Origin of the sequence: Xanthomarina sp. GH4-25, from assembly GCF_045363175.1 — a bacterium.
Lineage (GTDB): Bacteria > Bacteroidota > Bacteroidia > Flavobacteriales > Flavobacteriaceae > Xanthomarina.
The window spans coordinates 260040-277642 of record NZ_JBJFLO010000004.1; the positions used below are offsets into that span (position 1 = coordinate 260040).

The window sequence follows — 17603 nt, forward strand, 5'->3', positions numbered from 1 at the left end:
ATAAGTTACATGTACTAAAAGTATGCTTTTAATTGAATGCTACCAGTATGAATAACTTTGCTGGTTTCGCTTTTTCTTCCAAGATAGTTAAGGTTTAAATCTAGAAAAGATGTAATTTTCTTCTGTGCCAACAGGCTCCAAGTGTAATTTTTTCCGGGTTGTAAGCCTTCCATCATTTGGTAGGCAACAGGCGAATTTGAGTTTCCATTAAAGTTGTTTGAAAAATAGTTAAACTCTCCTATAATTGACATTTTTTGAAAATTTGTAAACGAAAATGAAGCACCATAATTTTGTTGTTTTAAAGTCTCAAAACCACCAATAGAATTTTCTTTATTTGTGTATTGATAGAATATGTCGAATCGTGTAAAATCATTTAATAAATAAGACAGTTTTGGGTTGATGTTTACTGCATCTATATTATAATTTTTACTAGAAAAATTTTCACTGACACTTTCTGTATTGTTTAAGCTTGTTTGAAAATTTATCAACCAGTTTATTGCAAATTTGTGATTGAAATGTAGCATGTGGCTTATCAAAGAATTTTCAATATAGCCAACGGTTAAAATGTTTCTTGTGTCGCTTTTTAAGAAGGTGTAAGAAGTGGTATAGTGTTGTTTACCACGATTAAAAAACAAGACATTTCTAAAATTAAGCTGTAGTCCTAATTCAGTATCTGGATTACTTTTAAACGGGTTTAAATTGATGCTATTACCTTCGCGTTTGTTTTTTCTATCAACAATATAAGACGTTTGATTGTAAAAATGAGACAATCCCTTTTTTAAACCACTTACTTCACTAGACCATTGTTGAGGGTTGATGGTTAATGTTTGACTTAGCCTGTTTTGATGTGTTTTAATAAATATTTGGTTTGGTAACAAAACACGAATAAACTTTCCTTGGTCTTGAAATTGGGCAATTTCAAATTCTTCTAGTTCCTGAATACCATTTTCATTATAATCGATCCAAGTATAATTACCTTGTCCAGGTTCTACTTCAACAAAAGTAAATTCTTGCTGTGGTAAGGTTCCAGAATTTGTTTCGTAAACGGTATTCCATAAGAAAAACTGTTTAATAAAACGTTGACTATATTGAATTCTTGAATTTAGAGATCTTTCGTCTTCCTGGGTTTCATCAGTGTTATTTAAAACTCTATAATTGGCATAAAACGATAAATTTGTACGTTCATTCTGGATAATTCTTGAATCTAAATAATAGGTGTTCGAGGTGTTTACTTTTTGTAATTGGGTATTTCTAATACTATCGTTTACACGAAATTTATAACCAATTTCGGCAAACACTTTGGTGCTGTCACCAATTCCTGTAAATACTTCATACGATTTGTATTTCTGGCTATTTGGTAAAAAAGCTTCTGTGTCTCTGTCTTTATCCTGATTATCTTCCATAGCCAACTTGGTTCCTGCCCAAGCACGATTAAAGCTATATGTTAGCATGTTAAAAGTTCTAAAAAATGTTGAATTATTGGTTGTTGAAGAGGTGTTTAATAAACTTGAAAGTGAGACTATTTGCCAATTATTTAATAGGAGATTTGCAGAAACAATATGTCTGTTGCCATTGAAATTTTTAGAATAGTTTAAGTACTCAAACTGGTAACTAGCTATGCCTTTTTGATTGTGGAAAGCTTGAGCTCCAGTTTTAATAAAAGTTTGAGTGCCCAAACTAGTTGCCGTTGTAGGGCTTGTTGTTCTTCCCAGGTTCCAATCTCTATTGAATTCGGCATTATAAATACGCTGAACAGATCTAAAATCTTCTTGAATATAATCGATATCAGCAAAAGCATCTAAATTCCATAAACTATCTCTTTTAATTATGGCTTGATTTACTTTAAGTTTTCCAGCAAAACCATCATTATTGTTATCGTCTATATTTGAAAATAAATTCAAATCGTTTTTACTTCCTGCCACTTCAAAAGCGATATTTGTTTTATCAGAAGGTTTATAATCTCCATTAATAATTGCCATTTGTAACTTTGTAGGAGCGACCAATTGGATGATGGGCTCGTAATTTCCTTGAGGAACACCTGCAACGGGTTCAATATATTCGAAAATGGTACTAATAGCATCATTGCTACTTATTATATAATTTCCAAGATTGTCGCCAACTAGTGTAAAACGGGCACTAAATAAGTCATCTTCGGGATTATTTGAGAACACAAGTGCTTCAACACCACCAATTAATTCTTTTTTATAGAGGATTCTATTTTCATTATAGGCTTCTGGAGTTATCGAAGGAGCAACCATTTTAGTTCTATCGTCTCCGGCTTCAGCTAGAATATCAACTTGTTCTGCTGATAAGTTTTGTTGTAAGGGGTTGTTTTTTGAGTCGGTTTCACTGTAAATAGAAACGCCAAGGTTTAAGTTTTCGCTTTCATATCTTCCACCACCAAAGACTAATAGTCTGGAATAATTTCGATCACTATATTGATAGTCTACTGTGACTCTCATTTCAGAAGTAACAGGAAAAGTAGAATTAAAAATAATTTCGCCTGCATTGTAATCTATAATATAATCGTTGTATTCGCCACGTTCTAATGCGACACCATTTACATAAACTGTTTCACTTCCAGAAACAATTAAAACATATAATTCATCGTTTGGACCTTTTAATTTATAAGGCCCTTGATTTCCTTCCTGAGCTGAAAACTGACTGGTTGTAAATTGCCCTCTAACTAAAGCACCAGAAGCAAATAGGTTGGTTTGCGATTCTGGATGATGTAAAGTAGCGCCAAGTGATAGACCTTGAACACGTTTTGAAAAATTTCCAAAATAAGAATACGGGTTTGTTAAATCAATGTCTCCTGCTCTAATTTTCCAATTGTCGCTAAAAAGCTCAACAAAAACTTGATCGAATTCATCTAATCGTTGCGAATATCCACTTTCCTGTAAAGGCACATTGGCATCTTGAATGGAAGCTCTTAAAGATATTTTTTCACTTAACTTTCCAGTAATTTGTAAGTCTAACTCACTATTTAAAACCGAATTTTGGTTGTTTCCAATAACAACACCTCTAGAAATACTACCAGAGGTTGTTAGTCCATCAAAAGGTGTGAAGGTTTGTTTTTCGCTTGGTTGTGAGAGTTTGTACAGTTTTGCAAGATTCCCTGTATTCTCAACAATTATACTATCGCTTATTTGTCTATAGGTTTTAGTTAAATATTCCGGATATTTTAAATAATTCACAATTAGAGAATCTGCCTTTATAGGTTTATTAATAATTAGTAGGGCATTTTCAAAATCAATATCGTAAAAAGACGTATCAACAAAAGAACTATCTTTTTTTTTAAGGGTAAAAAAGTTTGAATTAATACTCACACTATCAATAACAATAGTATCACTTACAGCAACTGTTTTTGTTCTGTAATTAGAATTGTGATCTTGTGCAAAAGCACAAGCACCAAAGAGAAGTGTTATTAAAAGGAATATTAACTTCATGAAGTACTAAACTACATATCAATAAAAATATTTTGTTGATAGCTTTTGTTAAATCGGTTTTAAATTAATAGTGTAAATGTAAAGCATTATTTATTTTAGCTGAAATTCTTACATTATTAATATGAAAATCATTTCTTATAACGTTAATGGCATTCGTGCAGCATTAAACAAAGGGTTTCTAACTTGGTTAGAAGCAGCCAATCCAGATGTAATTTGTTTACAGGAGATAAAAGCTATGGAAGAACAGTTGGATTTAAATTTGTTTGAGGAAGCTGGTTACAAATATCATTATTGGTTTAGTGCTCAAAAAAAAGGTTATAGTGGGGTTGCTATTTTAAGCAAAACAAAACCCAATCATGTAGAATTTGGTACAGGAATACCATCTATGGACTTTGAAGGAAGAAATATTCGAGCAGATTTCGACAATGTTTCAGTTATGAGTTTGTATTTGCCTTCAGGAACTAATGATGCTCGTTTACAACATAAGTTCGATTATATGGATATGTTTCAAGACTATATTAATAAGTTGAGAGTTCAAATTCCTAATCTGATTATTTGTGGCGATTTTAATATTTGTCATGAAGAAATCGATATTCATAATCCAAAAATGAAGGGTGTTTCAGGTTTTTTACCAGAAGAAAGGGAATGGCTTGGAAGATTTATTGATAGTGGACTAACAGACTCTTTCCGGTATTTACATCCTGAAAAACAAGAATATAGCTGGTGGAGTTATCGAGCTAATTCAAGAGCAAATAATAAAGGCTGGAGATTAGATTACGCTATGGTTTCTAAACCTTTGCAAGAAAAAATAAAAAGAGCCGTTATACTTTCAGATGCCGTTCATAGCGATCATTGCCCAATATTAATTGAAATTGAAAAATAAAAATTTATAAAAATGAAAAAGTACGTTTTATTTACCTTAACCTTTGGAGTCTTATTATCGTCATGTGTTTCACCTAAAGTTTATAAAGACTTAGAGAGTAAATACAGTGTGTTAAAAAATGAAAATAAGCAATTAAAAGAAGATAATGAAAGCTTGTTGAATTCAAAAAATACAACAGAAAATGAGTTAAGTCAATTACGTGATGCTTATAATGAAGCTTTGGCTGAACGAGATAAACTACAAGGAGATTACAATGCCACAAAAGCGAACTTAGATAATTTAAAAGCTTCATATAATGCTTTAGAAAAAAACAGCTCCTCTGCTATTGCAGAAAATGTTCAGAAAAATAAAGAATTGTTAGCACAATTAGAAGTAAAAGAACAAGCCTTAGAAACTGAAAATGCTAGATTGGAAGCCCTGAAAAAAGAATTAGAAGCACGTTCTAATCGTGTAGCTGAATTAGAAAGCATGATTGCAGCTAAAGACGCTGCCATGACCGAATTAAAAAACGCGATTTCAAGAGCTTTAGTAGATTTTGAAGGTAAAGGGCTAACTGTAGAACAAAGAGATGGCAAAGTGTATGTGTCAATGGAAAACAAATTGTTATTCCAATCTGGTAGCTGGGCAGTTGGCGTTGAAGGAAAAAAAGCAGTTAAGCAATTAGGAAGTGTGCTTGCAGATAATCCTGAAATTAATGTACTTATAGAAGGACATACAGATAATGTACCATATTCTGGAAATGGAACACTATCAGGAAACTGGGACTTATCTACCAAACGAGCAACTGCAATAGTAGAGATTCTTAGAGAAAATGCCAGCATCAATCCAGAAAGTTTAACAGCAGCAGGAAGAGGAGAATATGCTCCAATAGCGACTAACGACACAGCTGAAGGCAAAGCAAAAAACAGACGTATAGAAGTTATTTTAACTCCTAAGTTAGATGAAATTACTAAATTGCTAAACAAAGAATAACAAATCACTTTTTTATTAAATGAAAAACCTTTTTTGGATCGTACTTATTTTAGTTTTTGTTTCCTGTTCAAACAATTCAAAAAAGGATTCGTATGTTGAAATAGATCAAATAAAATCGATCCACAAAGACGGTTATGTTGGCGATGAGCAATGTATTGCTTGTCATAAAGATGCTGTAGAATCTTGGAAGGGTTCAGACCACGACTTGGCCATGCAAGTTGCAAACGAAAAAACTGTTTTAGGAGATTTTAATGATGTGAATATAACACTAGATGGTGTTACTTATTTCTTTACCAAAAACGACTCAGATTTTATCGTTCATATTACTGAAATTGATGGTTCTAAAAACACTTATAAGATAACTTATACATTTGGAGTAACTCCTTTGCAGCAATACCTGATAGATTTTGATAATGGTAAAAAACAAGCGCTAAGAGTTACTTGGGATGCTATAGATAATAAGTGGTATCATCAATATTCTGGAGATGAAGTAAGTCCTCACGATTGGATGCACTGGACAGAGAGTTCTCAAAACTGGAATACCATGTGTGCCGAATGTCATTCCACCAATCTTCAAAAAAATTATATTGTTGATGAAGATAGGTTTAATACCACATATTCATCTATAAATGTTAGTTGTGAGAGTTGTCATGGTCCAGCAGAGAAACATATAAATTGGGCAAAAAGCCCACAGGATTCACTTCATATTAACACCTATATTTTAGCTGGTAAATCGCAATTTGAACAAATGAATATGTGTGCATCTTGTCATTCCAGAAGAGCAAAACTAACTCAAAATTACGAACCTGGAACGCACTTTGAAGATCAATACCTCCTTCAAAATTTATCTCAAGAATTTTACCATGGAGATGGTCAAATAGAAGCCGAAGATTATGTGTATGGTTCTTTTTTACAAAGTAAAATGTATCATAATAATGTGACTTGTACAGATTGTCATGATCCACATACACTTAAACTAAAAAAAGTAGGTAACAACTTGTGTATGCAGTGTCATGAACCAAGATATAATGAGCCATCCCATCATTTTCATTCCCAAAATACAGAAGGAGCTCAGTGCATCAATTGCCACATGACTGGCGTTACATATATGGGAGTTGACTATAGAAGAGACCATAGTTTTAGAGTGCCTAGACCAGATCAAAGTGTTGAGTATGGAACTCCGAATGCATGTAATACCTGTCATGCTGATAAAACGAATAAATGGGCTGCTAATAAGGTGGTTGAATGGTATGGCTCAAAGAGACAAGCGCACTTTTCCGATGCTTTATTATTGAGTAGTAGAAATCATATAACAACGGATGAACGTGCTGCATTAGATAAATTTATTAACGATTTAAATTTTCCTGCTATTGCAAGAGCATCAGTTATTGATAATTTGCAAATAACCGAAACAAATCAATACCAAGCACTAATTAAAGGTTTAGAAGATGCTTCTCCAATGGTACGCTTTGCTGCTTTACAGAAATTTAGAGGTTTGAGTTTAGAAGATAGAACAAGCATTGCATTAAAACACACCAATGATACCACAAAACTAGTCCGAATTGGCGCAGCACAATTGTTATTGGATTTAGATTTTAATTCCTTAAAAAATGCAGATATAAGTGGTTTAACAAAATCTAGAACCGAACTGGAAGAAATGCTTTATAGTAATGCCGATTTTTCAAATGGACGTCTACAATTAGGAGATTATTACTTTCAAACTAACAATATAAAAAAGGCTATCAAACATTATCATGTTGCCATAAAAAAAGACAGTTTAATGCTTCCTGCATATTCTAATTTAGCTAGTTGCTATAGCATAGATGGACAACCAAGCCAAGCCTTAAATATTTTAAATGTATTAATTAATAAAAGTCCGGAATTAGCTAGATCTTATTATTTAAGAGCTTTATTGTATTTTGAAATGCAACAACCAGAGCTAGCTGTTAAAGACTTAATTCATGCCATACAATTGGATCCGTTAGACACAAGGTCCATGTATAATTTAGCGACTTATTATTACCAGAGTAAAAACTATATAGAAGGTGAAAAAACAATTAAAAAAGCATTAAAATTAGAAAAAACAAACCAGGATTTTAAATACTTATTAGCCTTGATTTATCAAGGGCAAGGAAAAATGAATGAAGCACAAAGTATTATACAAGAGTTGAATTCGAATCAATAATTTTATAATTTTTTTCAATTGAAATAATTAAAATGATATATACCACATTACCAAATACAGATATTAAAGTAAGTAAGCTTTGTTTAGGAACCATGACATGGGGAAATCAAAATACTCAAGAAGAAGGGTTCGCTCAAATGGACTTAGCCACAGAAAAAGGAATTAATTTTTTTGATTGTGCTGAATTATATCCAGTACCTGCAACTGCTGAAACCTATTCTAAAACAGAACAGATAATTGGTAATTGGTTTCAAAATACTGGTAAAAGAGACGAGGTGGTTTTAGCAACAAAAATTGCTGGACCAGGAGACTACACAGCACATATTAGAACGAATGGGTTTTGTCCAGAAGCATTAAAAGATGCCGTGAATAATAGTTTAAAAAGACTCCAAACAGATTATATCGATTTATATCAACTCCATTGGCCAGAAAGACAGACAAACACATTCGGTATTAGAGATTATACACATCATTCGGAAGATGTATGGGAAGACAATTTCAATGAAATTCTTCACACTTTTGATGAGATTATTAAAGAAGGAAAAATTCGTCATATTGGTATCTCAAACGAAAAAGCTTGGGGAACTATGAGATATCTTGAAGAATCAAAAACAAATAATTTACCTCGAATAATTACCATTCAAAATGCTTATTCTTTAATAAATCGAGTTTTTGAAGGTGATATGGCCGAAATTGCATTAAGAGAGAACGTTGGGTTGTTAGCCTATTCCCCAATGGCATTTGGTGTTTTATCAGGAAAATATATAAAAGGAATTGCAAGTGATAATTCTAGATTAAAGCTCTTTCCACGATTTGCTCGTTATAGTTCAGAACAATCTACCGAAGCGGCCAAACAATATTTAAAAATAGCTGAAGAAAACAATTTGTCTTTAGCTCAAATGTCTCTAGCTTTTGTAACACAACAACCATTTATTACTAGTAATATTATTGGAGCTACAACTCTTGAGCAACTCAACGAAAATATTGATAGTATTTACCTATCATTAAATCAAGAACTTTTAGATTCTATAAATAAAGTGCATACAAAGTGGCCTAATCCTGCACCATAATTTTTTAAACTAACATTAATTTAACGGAACACATTAAATCCTCTCAATTCAACGAAGAAAAGAGTAGTTTGTCTATTAAGTAAACGTTAAGTGAATGTTAAAAGAGATTTTTTATAATTTAGGTTTTTGGAATTTTTTACATCGATTTATTTTCGGTAAATCTTTTCAAAAGAAAGAAAATACAAGTTACTGATTAATAGCAGCTTGATTAAAATAACTAACCTATTTTTTATAAAATGAAAAAAATTACACTTTCTCTTCTCTTTGGGCTTATTTCGTTTTTTGGATTTTCCCAAATTGGATTAGTAGAAAATTTCGACGCAGGTTTAACCTTGCCTCCAGGATGGACAGGTGCTGGATATTCCGGAACTGTATTTAATCCATGTGGTGTGGTTTCACTAAGAGCCAATTTAAGTGACACAAACTTATCTTCCGATTTAATTTCACCAAATATTGTTGGAGAATCTAATGGAACTGATTTGACAGTTGCTTTCGATTATAAAATTGTTGACTGGGCACCAGCAGTAGACCCAACCCCTCCTGGTTGGGGGGAATTTTTGGTTCAGTACTCTACAAATAATGGAACTACTTGGACTACAATGGGTACCATAAATGATGCCAATCACCAGCCTCTCAGTACGTGTGCTAACATTAGTTTTGTGTTGCCAGCTGCAAGTATCCCAACTGGTACGGATTTTAAATTAAGATTTGAAAATGTTTATTTCTCAGGAAATTATTATTTCTATATAGACAATGTAACTGCGACACAAGTAGTTGTTGACCCTCCATCATGTGTGAACTTAATTTCACCTACTAATGGACAAACAGGAGTCGCAATTACAGCTAATTTAAGTTGGCAAGCAGCTACAGGTTTACCTACAGGTTATACCCTTTCTGTTGGGACAACTTCTGGAGGAACAGAATTAATAGACAATTTAGGTGTTGGTTTATCTACAACTTACGATTTACCTGACTTGGAGTATTCTACAACATATTATGTAAATATTATACCTTTTAACGATAATGGTCCAGCTGTAAATTGTCAAGAACAGATATTTACAACTGGAGCTGATCCTAATCAACCTGTAGATTGTGTTTCTGGTGTGCCAGTAAATACAACCTATTGTTATGTAGATAACGATACCATGGGCTGGAACTTTCAAAGTTCGACAGGAGCACCTTTAATCGTGTTTTTTAATGCTGGAGAATTAGAATCTTGTTGTGATGATATTAATATTTACGACGGAACTGATAATACTGGAACACTTCTATATAGTGGAAATAATGGCGGCGATATGACCGGTTTTTCTCAAATCGCACCAAGTGGTTTTATGTATATTGAAATGGATAGTGATTTTTCTGGTAGTTGTCAAGCTGGTTATGAGCCTTTAGATTTCGATGTCTCTTGTGTAGATGAAACTGCGCTTCCAAATTGTAATGCCAATTTAGCAACACCATTAAACGGAGCCACAAATGTAGATGTAGCCACACAAATTATTTGGACACCAGCGTCTGTTTTAGTGACAGGATATGTTATTTCAATAGGCACTACATCTGGAGGAACAGATATTGCCGATAACGTAGATGTTGGTAATGCTCTTAATTATACGCCAGCAAATATTTTACCATATGAGTCTACAATTTATGTAACTATTACGCCATATAACGATAACGGTTCAGCTGTAAATTGTAATGAAAACACGTTTGAAACTGAGGTAAATCCTTATCAGTGTGATGCTGCAGATCAATGTGTCTTTACATTTACCCTTGAAGATGATTTTGGTGATGGTTGGAATGGTAATACCATGACAATATCTCAAGATGGGTTAGAAATAGAAATTATAACATTGGCAGGAGGTGCTGGGCCATTAGAAATTCAAATCCCACTTTGTGATGGAATTCCATTTGAATTATTCTGGAATGCAGGAGGATCTTTTGCTAATGAAGTTATGATTTCAATTACAAATCCATTTGACGATGTTATTTATACACTGCCAGCAGGTAGTGGTGGTCTTCAAAATACCTTGCTGTTTACAGACATGGTCAACTGTACACCACCAACTTGCCCAAGACCATCAGATGTAACAATTGGTGCTATAAACATGACAGATGTAGAAATCTCTTGGACAGAAACTGGAACAGCTACTACTTGGGAAGTTATAGTACAACCTCTAGGAGATGGCTATCCAGATGGAACGGAACCAGAGATTATTCAAACAACGGATAATCCTTATATATATGGAGGTTTAGACCCAGCAACACAATACGAGGTTTATGTAAGAGCTGTCTGTGCTGCAGATGACTTAAGCGATTGGGAAGGCCCATTAGCTTTCGATACAACCATTTGTGATGCTGTAGATCAATGTCTATTTACCTTTACCCTTGAAGATAGTTTTGGAGACAGTTGGAATGGTAATACCATGACTGTATCTCAAAATGGGGTTCCTGTTCAAATATTAGAATTGACAGCTGGTGCAGGACCATTGGATGTTCAAGTACCACTTTGCGATGGACTTCCTTTTGAATTATTTTGGAATGAAGGTGGGGCTTTCGCAAACGAAGTGATGATTTCTGTAACAGATGCGTTTGATGATGAAATTTTCACCATGCTTAATGGAAATGGAGCACTTCAAGGAACACTTTTATTTACTAGCATTGTAAACTGTACACCTCCTACTTGTCCAAGACCAGACGATGTAACTATTGTTGATGTGAATCCAACTTCAGTGGAAGTATCTTGGATTCCAGGTGGAGCTGAAACTACTTGGGAAGTGATTGTGCAACCTTTAGGAACGGGTTATCCAGATGGAACAGAGCCCGAAATTATTCAAACAACAGACAACCCTTATTTATACGAAGGCTTAACGCCTGGAACAGAATACGAAGTATATGTAAGAGGTATTTGTGCTGCCGATGATTTAAGTGATTGGGAAGGCCCTGAGGATTTCAAGACACCTTTCTTGGTAGATTGTGCTGCAGGTGAAGTTATCAATACAGTTTATTGTTATGAAAATGGGGATAACACATATGTTGAACTTTATACGTTTCAAAGTGCAGGAGGATTCCCTTTAAATATATTATTCAATGCAGGAGAAATTGAAGATCCTTATGATAATATTAGAATATTAGATTCAGATGGAACTATACTTTACGATGGAAATAATGGTGGAGACCTAACAGGGATTGCATATACAACCTCTGGAGATACATTAACACTTTTATATGAATCTGATGGTAGTGGAAGTTGTGCAAGCAGTGGATACACACCTTGGGATTTCGATGTCTGGTGCCAAACTTGTATCCCACAAACTGTAAGTTTTGATGTGGTTAATGGCGACTGTATTACAGATCCAAACAACCCAGTTTTTGAAGTTCAAGTAGATATTTCAGATATGGGAGATGCGGCATCCTTAATTTTAACAGACAATCAAGGTAGTGCTCCTCAAACAGCAACAGAAGCAGGGATTTTAATTTTTGGACCTTATCCAGCTACTACAAATATTGTTATAACTGTTGCAAACGAGAACGATTCTAACTGTATTGTAGAAAGCAATCCTTTAGCATTCTTTTGCCCTCCTCCACCAAACCCTTGTTCCATAGTTTTTGCTGGTGATGATACGTCAGTAGACTGTAACACACCAGACGCAGTTTTAACTGGTAACTTCCATTTGTACGGGCAAGACACTACAAATTATGAAATTAATGGAATTGACACCTGTCCATCACCACCAGTTGATGGAGCTACTCCAACCAGTATCAATGTTGATGATACTTGGTCGGAAGTTCTTGATCTAGGTTTTGAATTCTGCTTCTATGGCGGTGTTTACGATCAAGTAATTATTGGTTCTAATGGTGTTATTAGTTTTGAAATTGAAAATGCAAACACATATAATGAATGGGATTTACAACCTTTCGGAGGTGGACCATCTACTTTACCTAACGCAACAAATACTACCATAACAGAAGCTAATATTTTTGGTGTAGGTCACGATATTGACCCATCTGTTTGTGGAAGTATTGATTATGTGATTCTTGGTTCTGCACCATATAGACAATTTGTTGTTAATTATAACGCAGTTTGCCATTTTGGTTCTCAATGTAATTCGAATACATCAACTTCACAGGTTATCCTTCATGAATCCTCAAACAACATTGATATTCATGTGTTAAGTAAGCCAACTTGTACTGGTTGGAATGACGGCCTTGCTGTAATTGGTTTACAAAATGTCGATGATACTCAAGCAACAACGCCTCCTGGTAGAAATACTGGAGTATGGACAGTTACACAAGAAGAATCTTGGAGATTTTCACCTTCTGGAACACCTAATTACACGTTAGAGTGGTTAGATGAAGGCGGTAATGTTATAGGTAATGAAGACACAGTTACAGTAACTCCATCCGGAACTTCTACTTATACTTTTGCTGTCACTTACGATTTATGTACAGGTGGTACAGCAACAGTGACTGATGATGTTGAAGTTGAATACATCAATCTTTCAACATTCGATGCAACTTTTGAATTAGTTCCATCTTGTGATGGCGCAACTGCTAACATTTTAGGAGATACTGGTGGAGAGTTTACTTTTAACCCAGTTCCAACTGATGGAGCAACCATTGATATTACTACTGGAGAAGTTACAAATGCTACTCAAGGTGAAACTTATATTATTGTGTATACTGTTGGGGCAGAGTCATGTCCTGCAATTCATAATGAAGCCTTGTTAATTCCATTAGAAGATGCCACATTTACTTTAACAGCAAATTGTGATGGAGCTATAGCAACCATCGTTGGAGATACTGGTGGTATATTCTCATTTAACCCAGAACCTGGAGATGGTGCCCTTATTGATTCTACAACAGGAGAAATAACAAATGGAGTTGCTGGTGCAACCTATACTGTAGAATATACGACTTCTGGTCCTTGTAGCGAATCAAGTACACAAACCGTAACCATTGTTGGAGAAGACGATTCCTCGTTTACTTTAAGCGCAAATTGTACTGGAGCAACTGCAACCATAACAGGAGTTACAGGTGGAACATTTGTTTTCAACCCGATTCCAACAGATGGAGCAGTAATTGATCCTAATACTGGTGAAATCACTAATGGTGTTACAGGAGCCACTTATACAGTGGAATATACAACAACTGGTTCTTGTCCTACAACGACTACAGAAACTGTTACTATTCCTAGTGTAGATGATGCGTCATTTACTATGACGTCAGGTTGCGATGGTGGAACTGCAACAATAACTGGAGATACAGGAGGAACTTTTGCTTTCAATCCTGTGCCATCCGATGGTGCTACCATAGACCCTGATACAGGCGAAATTACAAATGGTGTTTCTGGAACAACTTATACAGTAGAATATACGACCTCTGGACCTTGTCCAGCATCAAGTACGCAAACAGTTATAGTTTTAACGGCAGAAGATGCAACATTTAGTATGATTGCAACTTGTAATGGAGCAACAGCAACTATCACTGGAGATACGGGTGGAACATTTGCTTTTAATCCTGTACCAACCGATGGAGCAATTATCGATCCAGTAACTGGTGAAATTACTAATGGTGTTTCTGAAGAAACCTATACTGTTGAATATACAACCTCAGGAGCCTGTCCAGAAACGAGTTCTGTTATGGTTACATTATTAACTAGTCCAGAAGATGCCTCGTTTAATATAGTTTCAACTACCTGCGAAGGTGTTATTGTTGAAATAACTGGTGACACTGGAGGTACATTTGCTTTTAATCCTATTCCAGATGAAATGGTGACTATTAATGTTCAGACTGGTGAAGTTACTGGAGGATCTTCTAATTCTACTTATTACATAGAATACACTACCTCTGGACCATGTCCTGTTTCAACCATTGAAGCAGCTACAACTGAAACTTGTGTTATTCCTCAGGTTATTACTCCAAATGGAGATGGGTTTAACGACTCTTTCGATTTAAGTGGGTTTAATGTAAGTAGTCTGGAAGTATTTAATAGAAATGGCATTAAGGTTTACAGTCGAAATAATTATTCAAATGAATTTATAGGAGTTTCTGATAAAGGAGATGAGCTTCCAACTGGAACTTATTTCTATGTAATGAAATATCAAGGAAGCGAAGTAAGATCTGCTTGGGTATATATTAATAGAGAAAAGTAAACTAACACAACCAAATTATTATAATGAAAAAACTATATATAATTCTCGTATTCTTGTTTGCAATACAAATGCAAGCACAACAAGACCCTCAATACACACAGTATATGTATAATATGAATGTTGTAAACCCAGCTTATGCTGGGTCTTACGACGGCGTAGCCATTGGACTTTTATACAGAAGTCAATGGGTTGGTTTAGACGGCTCTCCAAACACTGGAACTTTTAATGTAAGTGCCCCAGTGGGAAAAAGAGTAGGTGTTGGACTCTCCTTTATTTCTGATGAAATAGGTCCAGTAAAAGAAAATAATGTCTATGCCGATTTCTCCTATACACTTCCAATGGGAGGTGAAAACAAGTTAGCATTTGGTATTAAAGCTGGTGCAACGTTTCATGATATAGGACTAGTTGGTTTAGATGCCATTGATTCTAACGATCCATTCTTACAGAGTGATATTAATAAAGCAACGCCAAATATTGGAGCAGGTGTTTATTTATATCAACCTAATAAATATTATGTGTCTGTTTCAATGCCTAACATGTTAAATTCTGTTCATTTAGATGCCAATGGTTACAAAATTGGTTCTGAAACACAACATCTATTTGCAGCTGCAGGTTATGTGTTTAGTCTTTCAGACAATTTTAAGCTGAAACCACATACCATGTTTAAAATGGCTTTCGATGCACCAGTTAGTTTCGATATAAATGCCAATGTGTTTATGTACGATTTAGTTGAGGTTGGTGTTGGTTATCGTTTAGAAGATTCTTTTAGTGCGATGGTTAATTTTTTAATCACACCTAATTTACGAGTTGGATATGCTTACGACAGTGTTGTTTCAGATTTAGACGTGGCAACAAATGCATCGCATGAGATTTTTATTAATTTCGATATTCCTCTGTTAAAGAAAGTGTCTCGTTCACCTCGTTATTTCTAATTACTTAAGCTAAACATTATGAAAAAATTAAAAATATTTTTTACACTTTTATTAATGAGTAGTTTAAGTATAACTGCTCAAAACAAAGACACCCAAAATGCCGATAAGCATTTTAATAAATTCGAATTTGTTGAAGCTATTGAAGCTTATAACAAGCTAGTTGAAAATGGAAAAGGAGATGCCTATATCTATGGACAGCTTGCTGAAGCAAATTATAATATTTTCAGTACTGCTGAAGCTGAAAGATGGTATGCAAAAGCACTTGAATTTGATCAAGATCCAGAAATGATTTACAAATATTCTCAAATGCTTAAAGCAAATGGCAAGTATGATGAGTCTAATAAATGGATGAAAAAATTTGCAGATGCGAAACCTAAAGATGAAAGAGCTAAAGCTTTTAAAGCAAATCCAGATTACATACCAGGAATTTTAGAAGGCGAAAAATTATACGATATTAAATCTTTAGAGTTCAATTCAGAATTTACCGATTTTGGAGGAACTGTAAACAATGGAAATCTGTATTTCTCTTCTGCTAGAAACAAATCTAGAAGAGATTACGGGTGGAATGCAGAACCATTTTTAGATATCTATCGTGTTGCAGTTGGCGGAGATGCTGAAGGTATCGAGGCCGAAACTGTTAATGGTGTAAATACTAGATATCATGAAGGATTAGTGACTTTTAGTCCAGATGGTAATACTATGTACTTCTCTAGAGAAAGTTTCTTTGAAGGTGATTTTGAAAAAAATAAAGAAGCAAAAACTAAGAAAAGTTTATTGTATTTATTTAAAGCGACTAAAGACGGTGAGAAATGGGTAGATATTCAACCCTTATCAATAAACAATAAAGCTTATTCTGTTAAAAGTCCATCTTTAAGTAAGGATGGAAAAACACTATACTTCGCTTCAGATATGCCTGGAGGTCATGGTTTATTCGATATCTACAAGGTAAGCCTAAGCGAAAATGGAGTGTTTGGAACCCCAGAAAACTTAGGGTCAAAAATAAATACTGAAGGTCAAGAAATGTTTCCTTTTATCAGCGATAAAGACGTGCTTTACTTCTCTTCTAATGGTCATCTAGGTTTAGGAGGTTTAGACGTGTTTCATACTACTAAATCTGGCGATGTTGTTAATGCAGGAGTACCTGTTAATAGTAATTCAGACGATTTAGCATTTACAATAAACGAAGAAACTGGAGAAGGGTATGTGTCTTCTAATCGTGATGGAGGTAAAGGAGGTGATGATATTTATGGACTTAAACGATTAGAGCCTTGTATTGTAAATCTTATCACTACAGTTGTTGATAATAAAACTAACAATCCGTTAGCAGGAGTAGCAGTAACTATTAAAGATGCTAGAGGACGTGTTGTTGCTTCTGAAACAACAAACCAGAATGGACAAGTAGAATATGCTGTTTCTTGCGATAAAACCTTAGAAGTTTCAGGTGTATTAAAAGATTACTTAAGTAATGCAATTACATATTCTGGAAGCAAAGAAAAAGAATATCAGTTACAACTTAATTTAGATCCTATTGAAGTTATTATTGTTGAAGATAAAGTAGTTCTTAATCCAATATTATTTGATTTCGATAAATCGAACATAACAGAGCAAGGTGCTTTTGAATTGGATAAGTTAGTAGCCGTTATGACAAAGTATCCAAATATGGTTATTCTAGCCGAATCTCATACAGATAGTAGAGGTCCTGCAAGTTATAATGAAAGATTGTCTGACAGACGTGCAAAATCTACCGTTCAATATGTCATTTCTAAGGGTATTGATGCTAGTAGAATTTCAGGTATTGGGAAAGGTGAGAGTGAACCAAAAATAGATTGTGGTTCTAAGTGTACAGAAGAAGAATATCAAACAAACAGACGTTCAGAATTTATAATTACTAGTGGAGGACTTTAACTAGAAAAAGGTCTAAAATAAATCTCATAAAAAAAGCCTTGCTAAATGAATAGCAAGG

The 17603-nt window shown here is 34.4% G+C and carries 8 protein-coding genes; 7 read left to right on the forward strand and 1 reads right to left on the reverse strand.

The features are described 5' to 3' along the window. Positions 1 to 14 precede the first annotated feature (14 nt). On the reverse strand, positions 15 to 3449 hold the full coding sequence (locus tag ACI5KZ_RS07500; protein WP_406847339.1) for a hypothetical protein: 3435 nt from the start codon (positions 3447 to 3449) through the stop codon (positions 15 to 17). 121 nt (positions 3450 to 3570) lie between these two features. Between ACI5KZ_RS07500 and ACI5KZ_RS07505 the strand changes: the two genes are divergently transcribed. The 7 genes from ACI5KZ_RS07505 to ACI5KZ_RS07535 all read left to right on the forward strand — a co-directional run bounded on the left by ACI5KZ_RS07505 (position 3571) and on the right by ACI5KZ_RS07535 (position 17545). Beyond that, positions 3571 to 4332 (forward strand): exodeoxyribonuclease III, encoded by a 762-nt coding sequence (locus tag ACI5KZ_RS07505; protein ID WP_109308358.1) that lies wholly within the window; start codon positions 3571 to 3573, stop codon positions 4330 to 4332. Positions 4333 to 4344: 12 nt separating this feature from the next. Beyond that, complete coding sequence (locus ACI5KZ_RS07510) at positions 4345 to 5304, forward strand: OmpA family protein (RefSeq protein WP_406847340.1); 960 nt, start codon at positions 4345 to 4347, stop codon at positions 5302 to 5304. Positions 5305 to 5323: 19 nt separating this feature from the next. Further along, positions 5324 to 7489: a multiheme c-type cytochrome gene (locus tag ACI5KZ_RS07515; protein WP_406847341.1), complete on the forward strand. Its 2166-nt coding sequence runs from the start codon at positions 5324 to 5326 to the stop codon at positions 7487 to 7489. Positions 7490 to 7521: 32 nt separating this feature from the next. Beyond that, positions 7522 to 8559 (forward strand): aldo/keto reductase, encoded by a 1038-nt coding sequence (locus ACI5KZ_RS07520; protein WP_406847342.1) that lies wholly within the window; start codon positions 7522 to 7524, stop codon positions 8557 to 8559. A 236-nt stretch (positions 8560 to 8795) separates the two neighbouring features. After that, positions 8796 to 14708, forward strand: a complete 5913-nt coding sequence (locus ACI5KZ_RS07525) for a gliding motility-associated C-terminal domain-containing protein (RefSeq protein WP_406847343.1) — start codon at positions 8796 to 8798, stop codon at positions 14706 to 14708. A 23-nt stretch (positions 14709 to 14731) separates the two neighbouring features. After that, positions 14732 to 15640, forward strand: coding sequence for a type IX secretion system membrane protein PorP/SprF (locus tag ACI5KZ_RS07530; RefSeq protein ID WP_109308363.1), 909 nt, complete (start codon positions 14732 to 14734; stop codon positions 15638 to 15640). 18 nt (positions 15641 to 15658) lie between these two features. After that, the gene (locus tag ACI5KZ_RS07535) at positions 15659 to 17545 is read left to right on the forward strand and encodes an OmpA family protein (RefSeq protein ID WP_109308364.1); all 1887 of its coding nucleotides are present in this window, start codon (positions 15659 to 15661) and stop codon (positions 17543 to 17545) included. Positions 17546 to 17603 lie beyond the last annotated feature (58 nt).